This window comes from Cobetia sp. D5 (assembly GCF_035666195.1).
In the GTDB taxonomy this organism is placed as follows: Bacteria; Pseudomonadota; Gammaproteobacteria; order Pseudomonadales; family Halomonadaceae; genus Cobetia; species Cobetia amphilecti.
On sequence record NZ_CP142020.1, the window covers coordinates 2,382,800 to 2,396,122 of the forward strand.

Annotated in this window: 10 protein-coding genes; all 10 read right to left on the bottom strand. The window is 63.5% G+C overall.

The features are described 5' to 3' along the window. Positions 1–39 precede the first annotated feature (39 nt). A complete protein-coding gene (locus U0O11_RS09965; protein ID WP_324689705.1) occupies positions 40–1,848 on the bottom strand; it encodes an amino acid ABC transporter ATP-binding/permease protein in 1,809 nt (602 codons plus the stop codon). Continuing rightward, positions 1,845–3,692, bottom strand: coding sequence for a thiol reductant ABC exporter subunit CydD (gene cydD / locus U0O11_RS09970; RefSeq protein WP_324689706.1), 1,848 nt, complete (start codon positions 3,690–3,692; stop codon positions 1,845–1,847). Before cydD ends, U0O11_RS09965 begins: the two co-directional genes overlap by 4 nt. Next, entirely contained in the window at positions 3,679–4,677 is a 999-nt protein-coding gene (gene cydB, locus U0O11_RS09975; RefSeq protein ID WP_054557187.1) for a cytochrome d ubiquinol oxidase subunit II, read from the bottom strand. Before cydB ends, cydD begins: the two co-directional genes overlap by 14 nt. Positions 4,678–4,681: 4 nt before the next feature. Next, positions 4,682–6,088 carry a cytochrome ubiquinol oxidase subunit I gene (locus U0O11_RS09980; RefSeq protein WP_054557186.1) on the bottom strand — a complete coding sequence of 469 codons (1,407 nt, stop codon included), beginning with the start codon at positions 6,086–6,088 and terminating at the stop codon, positions 4,682–4,684. Positions 6,089–6,716: 628 nt separating this feature from the next. Continuing rightward, complete coding sequence (locus U0O11_RS09985; protein ID WP_324689707.1) at positions 6,717–7,595, bottom strand: GGDEF domain-containing protein; 879 nt, start codon at positions 7,593–7,595, stop codon at positions 6,717–6,719. A gap of 3 nt (positions 7,596–7,598) precedes the next feature. Beyond that, positions 7,599–7,961, bottom strand: a complete 363-nt coding sequence (locus U0O11_RS09990; RefSeq protein ID WP_324689708.1) for a hypothetical protein — start codon at positions 7,959–7,961, stop codon at positions 7,599–7,601. Continuing rightward, on the bottom strand, positions 7,958–9,367 hold the full coding sequence (locus tag U0O11_RS09995; RefSeq protein WP_324689709.1) for a GGDEF domain-containing protein: 1,410 nt from the start codon (positions 9,365–9,367) through the stop codon (positions 7,958–7,960). Before U0O11_RS09995 ends, U0O11_RS09990 begins: the two co-directional genes overlap by 4 nt. Positions 9,368–9,665: 298 nt before the next feature. Continuing rightward, on the bottom strand, positions 9,666–11,042 hold the full coding sequence (locus U0O11_RS10000) for a GntP family permease (RefSeq protein WP_215822963.1): 1,377 nt from the start codon (positions 11,040–11,042) through the stop codon (positions 9,666–9,668). A gap of 163 nt (positions 11,043–11,205) precedes the next feature. Continuing rightward, on the bottom strand, positions 11,206–12,201 hold the full coding sequence (gene denD / locus U0O11_RS10005) for a D-erythronate dehydrogenase (protein WP_324689710.1): 996 nt from the start codon (positions 12,199–12,201) through the stop codon (positions 11,206–11,208). A 314-nt stretch (positions 12,202–12,515) separates the two neighbouring features. Continuing rightward, a complete protein-coding gene (otnI, locus tag U0O11_RS10010; RefSeq protein WP_324689711.1) occupies positions 12,516–13,310 on the bottom strand; it encodes a 2-oxo-tetronate isomerase in 795 nt (264 codons plus the stop codon). Positions 13,311–13,323: the final 13 nt, after the last annotated feature.

A 13,323-nucleotide genomic window follows, 5' to 3' on the forward strand; every position in this document is an offset into this window, starting at 1 on the left:
CGCATTTATACCCTGCCATGATTTGATCCCGATGGATGCTCAGCGATCCAGCCAGCAGACGCGGGTCACGGCCTCGGTGCCGGGGCGTGGTGCCGCGAGATCATGCTCATGCAGCAGATAGATCACCGTTCTGCCCGCCAGCCAGTCAGCAAGCCCCAGCGCGACGCGTTGCGCTGTCGTGGCATCCAGCCCCGAGAAGGGCTCATCCAGCAGCACGAGGCCGGGGTTGGTCAGCGCCAGGCGCGCCAGACTGATGCGCCGGGCCTGACCGCCCGACACCTGACGACCGCCCTCACCGACACGTGTCGCCAGCCCCTGCGGCAGACTCGCGACCCAGTCGGCGAGATCCACCGCGTTCAGCACCCGCCATAGCGCGGCATCATCGGCGTCGGCGGCCCCCAGTCGCAGGTTGTCAGCCAGACTGGCATCGAACAGATCGACTTGCTGGGTGAGGCAGCCGACGCCACCGGCAATCGCCAGAGGCGCGTAGTGATGCACCTCACGGCCATTGAGCAATACCCGCCCGCTCTGCTGTCCACCCACTGCGCTCTTCTCTTCAACACACCCTTTCAGCGCTTCATTGCGCCTGCTCTGCAGGCCGCGGGAGACCAGGCTGGTCTGCCCGGTCAGCAGCGCCGCCAGCGTCGACTTGCCAGCGCCGGAGGCGCCACAGATCGCGACCTGCTCACCGGCCTCGATAGTGAGCGAGACGTTTGAAAATGCCTCGAACAAGGCGCCCGGATAGCGGTAGCTGACCTGCTCCAGCGTCACGCTGATCGGCCCTGCTGGCAGGCGAGCATCGCCATGCATGACGCCCGCGGCGTGCTCGATATCATTGAGGCGCTCCGCAGCGCCAAGCGTCGCCCCGGCCTGACTGAAGGCCGCCGGTAGCCCCGCCAGCCCCTCGCCCAGCGCCATCGCCGCGAGCGGCAACATCACCAGCATCGGGCCGCTGAGCTGGCCGTCGCGCAGGGCGAGCATGCCCATCGCCAGCAACAGCAACCAGGCAAGCCCGATCACCAGCACGGCCAGCGCATTGCCGACGGCACTGATGACCGCCAGCCGCCATTGGTCCGCCAACAGACGCGCCTCCACCGCCTCCAGCTGCTTACGCACATGGCCAAGCGCCGCGTAGGCCTCGAGTTCGGCATGCCCGCGCAGCGCCTCCATCAGGCTCGAGCGCAATGTCTCCAGAGTGGTCACGCGCCGGCGGCTGGCCACCAGGCCCCAGCGCGCCTGCCCGAGTGTCAGCCACGCCCAGCCAGTCAACAGCAAGAGCGCCAGCCACGGCGTCGCGCCCGGCAGCCACACCAGCGTGATGCCAAGCAGCGCCACGATCAGCAGCAAGGCCATCACCGGAGGCGCCGCCAGACGCAGATAGAGCGCATCGAGGGTGTCGATATCCGCGGTCAGACGATTGAGCCAGTCACTGGAACGCCGAGCAGCCAGCCGCGCGGGGTCCATGCTGACCAGCGAGGCAAAGGCACTGCCGCGCAGGCTGGCCAGCAGTCGCAGGATGGTGTCGTGATTGTAGAGACGCTCCAGATAGCGCGAGACGGTGCGCGAAACGGCAAACAGGCGAATCGCGCTGCCCGGCGTGTAGACATCCAGCACCGCAACGGCTCCGGCAGCCAGCGCCGCCCCCGTCAGGGCCGACGCCGTGATGAACCACCCCGAGACCGCCAGCAGTCCGAGTGCCGACAGCGCGGTCAGTGTCATCAGCACCACGCCCAGCAGCAGTCGACGCCGATAGCGCTCATGCACCCGCCACCAGGGCGCCAGCGCGGCCAGCGCCTCGCGCGTCGAGGGGGTGGAGCCAGGACCGAGAGTGCGAGCGGGTCCGATCATGATGCGCCCTCCCCAGAATCCTGTGTCTCTCCAGTGGTGCCAACGACCCCATCACGGGTCAGATGCAGCTGACGCGTCGCCATGGCCCTCAAGGCCGGATGGTGGGTGGCGATGACCAGCGTGCGGCCTTCTTCGGCCAACGCCTGGAAACCGGCGATCAGGCGCTGTTCGGTCTCGGCGTCCAGACTGGCGGTCGGCTCGTCGAGCAACACCAGCGGCGCATCGCTCAAGAAGACCCGCGCCAACGCCAGACGCTGAGCCTGGCCGCCGGATAGCCCACGCCCGCCTTCGCCCAACGGGCTATCGATGCCCTGTGGCAAGGCGGCCAGCACTTCGGCGAGTCCAGCGCGCGTCAGCGCCTGCGCGATGTCATCGTCGCTGGCGTCTGGCGCGGTGATACGCAGGTTGTCGGCCAGACTGCCCTGCATCAGCAGCGGGCGTTGATCCATCCAGGCAAGGCCTGTGGCCGCATGGCGACGACAGCGGCCTTCATCAGGCGCCACGAATCCCGCCATCAGTTGCAACAGCGATGACTTGCCGGCCCCGGACGGGCCGCTGATCACCAGCACCTCGTGGGCCTTCAAGGTGAGATCCAGCGGGCCAAGCACCCTGCCCCGTCCGGGATGCGTCAGCGTGACGGCCTCCAGTTGCAACATCACATCGTTGGGCAGCGAGACACTGTCCGACGCCGTCGTGGAGGCCTGACGCGCCGACGCGATGGGCGTGTCGAGCAGCTCCAGCAGCGAGTCTGCGGCAGCCAAGGCCGAGGCGCGATCATGATAGTGCTGAGACAGGGTGCGCAGCGGCTGGAAGAACTCCGGTGCCAGCAGCAGGATCAGCAGCCCGCTGAACAGGGTCAGCGACTGGGCGGGCCCGAAGGGAATATCGCCCAGCAGACCGAAGCCGATATAGATCGCGACCACCGCGATCGACACCGACGAGAAGAACTCCAGTACCGCTGATGAGAGGAAGGCGAGGCGCAGCGTGCGCAGACTGCGGCGGCGATAATCATCGGCGACCAGCGTGACCTCGCGCGTGGCCTGCTCGCCCAGGCCGAACAGGCGCAGCGTGGTGATCCCGCGGACGCGATCGACGAAGTGGCGCGACAGGCGCGCGACCGCGACGAACTGCTCGCGATTGAGCGACTCGGCCCCCATGCCGACCAGCGCCATGAACAGCGGAATCAGCGGCGCGGTCAGCGCGAGCAGAATCGCCGCCAGCCAGTCCTGACTGACCACGATGGCCAGAATCACCAGCGGGCTGATCAGCACCAGGCGCAGCTGCACGTGGAAACGCGCAAAGTAGCCTTCCAGCGCCTCGACCTGCTCGACCCAGCGCTGGGCCACATCGGCGCCATGAAACTGCGCGGCGCGCACCGGGCCCAATGCCTGCAGGTGATCCAGTACCTCTCGACGCACCCGCTGGCGCAGGCGCTGGCTGGCCTTCTGGGCACATAGCTCCTGCGCGGCACTCAGCATGGCGCGCACCGCCAGCAGCGCCACCAGGCCGCCAAACGGCCACCACAGGCGAGCCAACGCCTCGGGCTGCTCGATCACCTGAGTGACCAGCCAGGCCAGCAGTACCAGTTGCGCAACCGTTGCCAGCCCCGCCAATGTGCCGCACAGCGCCGCCATAGCCAACAGGCGACGCTCGCGCGTCGCCTGTTGGGTGAGCCACTTGCCGGCAGCCTTGCGTCTGGCCTTGTCGCGCTCCTTGCCAGTGACACTGGCGTCGCTGACGCTGGCGCGCGACGTGTCATTGCCAGCGGCGCTGGTCGGGGCCTCCTGTGCTGCCCCCTGCTCTGCCCCCTGCGCTGCCCCTTGCGTGAGATCAGTGATAGCCACCGTCCTGCACCTTGCCGCGGAAGACCCAGTAGCTCCAGGCGGTATAGCCCAGCACGATGGGAATCACGAACAGTACGCCGATCAGCAGGAACAGCTGCGCGCCCGGGTCTGACGCTGCATCCCAGATGGTGATGTCCGGCGGCACCAGATACGGCCACTTGCTGAAGATCAGCCCCAGATAGGTGAACAGGAACAGCCCCAGGGTCGCGACGAACGGCTGGCCCTCCAGACGCTTGCTGACGGCACGCCAGATGAAGGCCGCACAGCACAGTGCCAGCACCGGGAAGACCCAGAACATGCCGATATGATTGAACCAGCGCTCGCGCACGTATTCATCTACGAACGGCGTGTAGAGGCTGATGACCCCGAAGCCGACCAGCACGGCAATCAACAGCTTGGGCGTGATGCGATAGGCCCAGGCCTGAACCTCGCCTTCACTCTTCAGAATGGTCCAGGTGGCGCCCAGCAGAGCGTAGCCCGCCACCAGCGCGAGCCCGGTGATCACCGTGAAGGGGGTCAGCCAGTCAAAGGCGCCGCCGACATAGATATGGCCTTCGGTGGCAAAGCCCTGGATATAGGCCCCGACCACCACGCCCTGACAGAAGGTCGCCACGTAGGAACCGCCACTGAAGGCGACGTTCCACCAATGCCGATTGCGCGTGGACTTGAAGCGGAACTCGAAGGCGATCCCGCGGAAGATCAGCCCGGCCAGCATCAGAAAGACCCCCAGATACAGCGCCGGCAGCAGAATCGAGTACACCGCCGGAAATGCCGCCAGCAAGCCGGCCCCGCCCAGCACCAGCCAGGTTTCATTGCCGTCCCAGACCGGCGCGACCGAATTCATCATCACGTCGCGGGCGTGTTCATCCGGGGCGAAGGGATAGAGGATGCCGACCCCGAGATCGAAGCCATCCATCAGGATGTACATCATGATGCCGAAGCCGATGATCAGCGCCCAGATCATGGTCAGATTGATCAGTTCCATGTGCTCAACTCCTTACCGTACGGCTGGCATCATCATCGAGACTCTCGTGCGCGGCGGACAGCGGGCGCATCGCGGTTTCGACATCGTCATGCGGCAACTCAGGCTGCATGCCGCCACGGATGACGCGCGTCAGGTAGTAGCTGCCGGTCACGAAGACCACCAGATAGACCAGGAAGTAGCCGATCAGCGTGGCAAGCACCATCCAGCCGGTCAGTGACGGCGTGACAGCCTCCTGCTGGGTCATCATCTCGTAGACCAGCCACGGAGAGCGCCCGGCCTCGGTGACGAACCACCCGGCCAGCACGGCGAAGAATGGCGCGATCGACATCAGACGCAGCGTCTGCAGGAAGGGGCGCGAGCGATAGAGCTTGCCATCGCGACGCAGAAACAGGCCGATGAACGCCACCGCGATCATCACCAGCCCCACCGCCACCATCACGCGGAACGACCAGAACACGAACCACACCGGCGGCTGCATGTCGGGCTCGACCTCCTTGAGGCCCGGCACCACGCCATCGGGGTCATGGGTCAGGATCAGGCTGGCCAGCTTCGGAATCGCGATCTCGAAGTGGTTCATCTGGGCTTCCTTGTCCGGCCAGGCGAACAGCAGCAAGGGCGCGCCCGACTGGGTCTCCCAGTTGCCTTCCATCGCCGCCACCTTGGTCGGCTGGTGCTCCAGCGTGTTGATGCCGTGCATGTCACCCACCACCGCCTGCGCCGGCGCCAGCACCAGCAGCAGCCACATGCACATGGACAGCGCGCGCTTGTTGGCCTCGACATCACGCCCGATCAGCAGATACCAGGCGCTCACCCCGGCCACCACGAAGCCGCCGGTCAAGAACGAGGCGATCGCCATATGCGTGAAGCGATACGGGAAGGAAGCATTGAAGATGGCCGCGCTCCAGTCATTCACGAAGAAGTGACCATCGATGAAGTCGACGCCCGCCGGTGTCTGCATCCAGCTGTTGGAGGACAGGATCCAGAAGGAGGAGATGAAGGTGCCCAATGACACCATCAGCGCCGCGAACAGGTGGACGCCTTCCGGCACCTTGCCACGCCCGAACAACAGCACGCCGAGGAAGCCGGCTTCGAGGAAGAAGGCAGTCACCACCTCATAGCTGAGCATCGGGCCGATGAAGTTGGAGGTGGCATAACTGAAGTTGCTCCAGTTGGTGCCGAACTGGAAGGCCATCACGATGCCGGAGACCACGCCCATCGCGAAGACCACGGCGAATACCTTTACCCAGAACGCCGCAAGACGTTCCCAGGCGGCATTGCCTGTCTTGTAGAAAAGGCCATGCAACAAGGCCACATAGGACGCCAGACCGATGGTGAACACCGGAAAGACGGCATGAAAGGACACGACAAATCCGAACTGTATGCGTGACAGGATCACGGGATCCAGTTCCATGGGCGACTCCTCAGGACTCCAGGGGTTGCACTCTGTTCATCCCGTTGTGGGACGCACAGTCGCAGCGATATCACGGTCAGGCCCGTGACGACAAGGCATACCACCAAACTCCATCGATCATGGCAGTCATCTTTCTACCAGCTGACCCAAAGAGCATAGAAAACACCAGGCTATCGTGCACGATGACGCTTTGCCGCAGGCCCAACCATCCGATCAATCGCCGTGTTGGTGATCGATCAGGCCCGCCATATTGCATGACAGCATCCAGGTATTTTCCACTCGGCATGCTCAGGCTTGCCATCTATATTTCGCCACACATCCGCCTTTATTGACGTACATCAAGATAACCACACGTCGAGCCTCGAATACGACCAATGCCAGGGGCCGTCGGACGCGGTTTATCTTGAATTCTGCCGTGCTGCGCACCCTGAGCCGGCCAGGTATGTGCGCCCTGATGGCGGCAAAAAGACAAGGCGCGCCCCTTTCGAGAACGCGCCCAGTTGTCTCCATCTCTTCCCTCTTCCCTCTTCCCTCTTCCCTTTTATCTATTTCTGCCTTTCTTCACTCTTCACTCTTCACCCTTCTCTCTATCCTTTTTCTTGTTGCTCTGCCCTTTCACGCCAGAAACTCACCGTACGACACAGCAGTCGCGCCCCTGATGCTTGGCGTCATAGAGCGCTGCGTCCGCCGCACGCACCAGATCGGTCAGATTGGTGTGCTGCTCGGCCTTGTAGCTCACCGCACCGACGCTGACGGTCAGTACTTTCGCCACCGCGCTATCGGGGTGGATCAGCTTGATCGCACGCACCTTGCGGCGGATGCGTTCGGCGCAGGCCCGCAATTGCCGCTCGGTCACAGACTCCAGCAGAACCAGGAATTCCTCGCCGCCATAGCGCACCACCATGCCCGGCTGCGGGCCGATGGCAGCCTGAAGCGCCTCGGCAACCTGCTGCAGGCAGTGATCCCCTTCCACATGTCCATGATGGTCGTTGTAGGTCTTGAAGTGATCGACATCCACCATCAGGATCGCCAGCCCGTCCTCACGGGTCAGATCCGCCCAGCGCTGGGCCAGATCCCGCTCCAGATGGCGCCGATTGAAGACGCCCGTCAGTGCATCGCAGTTGGCCTCTCGGGTAAGACGTTGACCGGCAGCCCGCTTCTCCTCCAGCAACAGTCGCTCACGCTGGCGCAGCAACCACACCTGACGCTGATTGTGCTCGAGCTGATGGTTGGCCAATAGCGAGAGCCCCGTGGTGCTGACGAAGATCACCATCGCCAGCAGCTCCAGCCCCTCCTGACCGGCAGGTTCCAACACGATCACCCCGGCCATGATGAGCGTGCAGGTCAGCGACGCCGTCAGTGCCTGGGGGAAGCGCAGCCGAAAGAGAATGTTGCCGACCATGGGAAAGAAGCCGAACAACAGCGTATCGACATGCGAAAGCTCGGTGCGCGACAGCTGCAACAGGATGGCGCTGACCAGCATGGTGTTGATCACCAGCGCGGTCATCAGTCATTCCTTGAGCCGCATGGAAGACGCGCGCTGCACCAGCGGCAGCACCAGCATGGCCACCACGCAGACACCGCCCAGCCGCAGCATGGCGGCCAGTGCCAGGTCCTCACTGCGATGAATGGTGTCACTGATCAGGAAGGTGGCATACATCACGAAGGCGAAGATGCCGGAATACAGCAAGCCGCGCGTGCGCGAGACGCGTGTCTCTTCCACATACCGGGTCTCGAGGGCGTCGGGGAACATGAGCCGCCAGCGTGACGCGCCGCGACCGTCGATCAGCCCCTCGACGACACCGCGCTCGGCGGCCACCGCCGCCGGCATCATCGCCTCGGGGCCGCCGGGGAGTCGCTTTTGACTTCTCATGACAGGCCCGCTCCGCCCATCGGCGGCCTGTGATCAGGCAACTCAGCCTTCTGTTCATCGTGCTGCGCATTCTGCCGCTCACCCTGCTGCGCAGCCTGGCGCTCATCATGAAGGCCATCGTGAAGGCCATCACGCAGGTCATCACGCAGGTCATCACTGGCCTGGGCGCGCGCCTTGCCATGGCCGCTGCCACGTTGCACGCAGGTACGGTTGCGGCCATGTCGCTTGGCACGATAGAGCCCCTTGTCGGCCTGATCGACCCAGCGGCTGAGCAGCGTCTCGACCGCCATGTCACGCGTCATCTCATCCTCCATTCCCTCGCCCTCGAGCAGGCGCGACAAGAGGATGACGCAAAGCCCCACACTCACAGTGACGACGCCGAGTTCCGACTCGCGGTGAGGCAGCTTGAGCGACTTGATGGCATAGCGCATCGCCTCGGCCAGGCTGCGCGCATGCTCGAGATCCCGCACGGCCACCAGGGCGGTAAATTCCTCACCGCCAAAGCGGACGACGCTGGCCAACGCAGCCTCGTCCCCCTCGAGAGCACCGGCGATGCCAGCACCTTTTTCCCTGTTCAATGTTTCCTGCAAGGCCTGAGCGATCTGATACAGGCAGTTGTCACCCGCGACATGCCCGTAGTGATCATTGAAGGCCTTGAAGTGATCGACATCCATCATCATCAGCGCCAGACATGGCAATGGTGGCACCGGATGGGACGCTGACACGCCGCTCTTCGCCTGCTGAGCATCGCCATGGTGCTGCTTGAGCACCTCGATCAGATGACGGCGATTGTAGAGCTGGGTCAGCGGGTCGAGACAGGCCATTTCCTGCAGCTCGGCATTGCGTGACTCCACATCCTGCAGGCGCAGTTGATCGATGGAGGTCATCAGATAGGCATGACGGGCCGAGAACTCGATGCGGAAGCTGGCGATCAGCGAAAACAGGCAGAACGCCATGAAGACGAAGGCGATCGCGAAGTCCATATGGGCATAGGGCATCGTTACGCCCAGCGCCACGCTGATCACGATGGCCCCCCCCCCTGCCGACAGCACCAGAGCCGCGACGAAACGCAGCTGCATCAGGACGATACCGACCAGTGGCACCACGCCCAGCGCATAGAGTTCGAGGAAGCAGCGCAGGTGGTTCTCGCGCACCGCCAGCCACGCCGCCAGACCGATCACGCCCCACAGGGTCGCGACCAGCAGCGCCTCGCGCCCGACGGGGCGACAGACCTCGCTCTTGAGGACCAGCACGAGGATCGCGAGCGCGATGCAGACATACAGGCGCAGCATCACGGCGAGATTCTCTGTCACCGGCATCGCGACCGGCGCATAGACGGTGTCATAGAGCACGAACATCAGCTGAAAGATGATCAGGCTCCAGCAACCCATTACGGCACGACTCATGCGCCGACGATGCTCGAACTGTTCAAAGTCCCTCTCGAGTTCAGGGGCAAAACTCAGCCTCGCAGGAGTCGTGGCACTCAGGTGTTGCTCCAATATTGCCATTCGTGAAGGCATGTCTGATTTCCCTTCGATCGCCCTGCTTTCTTTATCACATGCGCAGATGTTGAAAGCCACGCTGACGGAAATGCTCAAGCGCCGCATGTCCGTGTTGATACCTCGCTCATGAACGAAAATCCAACGAAAAACCGGGCCTCGATGAGGCCCGGCGTTCTTGATGCAGCTGACTGCTCTGGCTGGCTCAACCGACGATGGCGTTGAGCAGCAACAGGGTGATGATGGAAATGGCCCAGGCCAGCGTCGTCGGCAGGGTCAGCACCAGCATCTGATGCTTGGTGCTCTTGACGCCGAGCATGCGATTGACGACCCAGAAATAGCTGTCATTGAAGTAGCTGAAGAACATCGCGCCGATACAGGCGGCCTGCGCGGCCAGCACCATGTTGACGTCCGGCATGCCCATCAGGATAGGTGCGGAGATCGATGCCGCGGTAATCATCGACACCGTGCCACTCCCCTGGATGAAGCGCACCAGGGTGGCGATGATGAACGGAATCAACAGCGGCTGAAGCCCCAGTGCCGCCACCTGCATGGCGATGTAATCGCCGCCGCCACTGGCACGCAGCACCGAGCCCAGCGCACCACCGGCACCGGTGACCAGCAGGATGATACCCGCCGTCTCGACGCCCTTTTCCAGATGATCGAACACTTCCTGCTTGGGGGTCTTTGGCATCAGACCATAGATGGCGACCAGCACCCCGATACCCACGGCGATCACCGGGTTGCCGACGAAAGCTATGGTGCTGGTAAACGCATTGCTGGTATCGCCCATCACGGCACTGACCAGCGTATTGAGGAAGATCAGCGCGATGGGCAGGCCGATCGGCATGCAGGACATCAGCAGGGAAGGCAGCTCCGATTCAGGCATCATGCTGTCGGTGTCATGCTTGACGCTACCTTCGAAACCACCCGGCTGGGCTTCCAGCATCGCCTCGATACGCGGCCCCATCAGGCGGGCATAGATCACCAGTGCAATCAGCGCCGGCGCAGTAATCACCAGGCCCCAGCCGATCATCAGACCGATGTCGACACCGAAGATACCGGCCACGCCCAGCGGGCCCGGAGTCGGTGGCACGCTCGAGTGGGTGATGATCAAGCCGGCCGCCAGCGCGATGCCCAGACCGATCACCGAACGTCCGCTGTTGCGCGCCAGTGAACGCACCAGCGGGTTGAGGATGACGTAGGCCGAATCACAGAAGATCGGGATGGAGACGATGTAGCCCGTCAGCGCCATCGCGGCCTCTTCCTTGTTCTTGCCCAGCAGATTGAGGATGGCGTAGGCCATGCGCTGCCCGGCACCGGTCACCTCCAGGATACGCCCCATCATCACGCCGAAGCCGATCACGAGACCGATGGTGGAAAGCGTCTTGCCGAAACCGGTGGTGATGGCACTGATGACCTCATTGGGCGGCATGCCGCCGATCAACCCCGCCAGCGAGGCGGCGATGATCAAGGCCAGCAAGGCATGCACGCGGGTTTTCAATACCAGATAGATCATGACGAAGATGGCGATGCCCAGGCCGATGATGACCTGTGGCCCCGCGACGGCAGCGTCTGTCATGGGGTGCTACTCCTGTAGTTTGTTATTGTGTGGCGCAAGGTATGCGGTGTCGGCGCTGCCGGCTGGCATGACGCCGATCGTTGTTATTGACGTACTGATGTGACGAGCAGGTCTGGCAAAGGTGTCTGGCGAGCTCGTCCTGGATGAGATGCCCAGACGCTGGCTAGGCGATGGCGCTCTCGTCGCGATACGCATCGAGAATCTCGTGCAGGTCGGCATCGCCGACGAAGCCCAGCGAACGCGCCTTGCGGGTGTCAAAGCGTGCCGGCCAGCTGCCGACGATGGCGGTGATACGCGGGTCAGGCTCATGCTTGACGAGTGCCAGCGCCTGCTCACCGGCGATATCCTTGAGTGCCGCGAGCATTGACGCGACGCTGACGGTGATGCCCGGCAGCATGAAGCAGCGAGAGAGGCCGAAGTCCGCGCTCGGCACCTCCGCGCCCTTGAGCAGGGCCGCGACCACCCGACGGGGCGACATCACGAACATCTCGAGCTCGCTCGGCACCGGGCAGATGGCGGTTTCGCCATTGAGCGGTTCGCGCAGGATGGAGGAGGCGAAGCTCGAGGCTGCCGCATTGGGACGCCCCGGGCGCACGATGATGGTGGGCAGACGCAGCACGCAGCCATCCACCAGCCCGCGACGGCTGTAGTCATTGATCAGCAGTTCCGACATCACCTTCTGGGTGCCGTAGGAGTTCTGCGGCACCAGCGCGGTCATGTCGCTCAGCGTCTCGGGGAGATCGCCTCCGTAGGCGGCGACCGAGCTGGCCATCACCAGCCGGGTGTCGCTCAATCCACGCGCCGCGCAGCCTTCCAGCAGCAGGCGAGTCGCGTCGAAGTTGACGCGCATGCCGAGCGCCAGGTCCGCCTCGGCTGCCGAGCTGACCACGGCTGCCAGGTGATAGATCACCTGCGGCTCGCCCGCCAGGCAGCGATCAAGCACCTCGGCATCGGCGATATCGCCTGCCACGATCTCGATATCCAGCGAGGTGGCCGGTTCAACTGCCAGACATGACGCCGCCTCGGGACGTGGCGCCTCGATCTGATCCAACAGGGTCAAGCGTGACAATGGCTGCCCCTTCAGGCTGCCCTTATCGATCAAGGCCTCGGTCAGGCGCTGACCGAGAAATCCGGCGGCGCCGGTAATCATGACGTGCATCGTGTGGACTCCACTTTTGTGTTCTGGCGTTGGTAGGCTTGCCGCATGGGCAGATCACTCAGCAGCAGCCCTCAAGTGGTACAGCAACCAGACCAGACGGGATGAGAAAATAGCGCTTCACGCTCTTCAGCAGCAATGGGAAGAAGGTATATGCGACTAAAAGGGCGTCAGTCACTCATTTTTTTCATCTTTCCTGCACATCCTGGTCTGAAATAAATACCACTCATTTTTGCTACTGATCCTTGAACGCTCGCCCGGCGCAGTCACCTGCCCCGAAACCCTGGTCTTCGCCGAGCGAGCCCTCTGGATCAGATTCAGGGTGTCAGGCCATGCTCGCGACCCCAGCCTAGGCCTGCGCGCGTCTCACCGCGTGGACGGTATTCACAGCCGATCCAGCCGTCATATCCCAGGCTCTCCAGCCGGTCGAACAGCGCCGGATAATGCACTTCCCCGACATCCGGCTCGTGACGGTCCGGCACGCCGGCGATCTGCACATGGCCCATATGCGCGAACTGCGCTTCCAGGTTGCGGATCAGATCGCCCTCGACGATCTGGCAGTGATAGAGATCGAACTGCACCTTGAGGTTGGCGGCGCCGACCTGAGCGAGAATCTCACGTGCCTGTGCCTGGCCACTCAGATAGAAGCCGGGCATGTCGCGCGGGTTGATCGGTTCGATCAGCAGTGTCTTGCCGACCTTCTCAAGCTCGGCGGCGGCGTAACGCAAGTTGCTGATATAGGTCTCGGTGCAGCGCGCGCGCATGGCGTCATCCGCGCCCTGCGGCACCAGGCCCGCCATGGCATGCACACGCGGACAGTCGAGCGCCTGGGCATAGCGGATCGCCTCGGCCACCGAGGCCCGAAACTCATCCTCGCGCCCCGGCAGGCAGGTCAAACCACGCTCACCGGCCTCCCAGTCGCCCGGCGGCAGATTGAACAGCACCTGCGACAGCTGGTGCTCATCGAGCCTCGCGCGCAATTCTTGCGGGGAATAGGCATAGGGGAAGAGATATTCGACCCCGCGAAAACCGCTTTCGGCCGCAGCCGCGAAGCGATCGAGAAAGTCATGCTCGGTGAACAGCATGCTGAGATTGGCGGCCAATCGGGTCATGTCAGATCCTTGG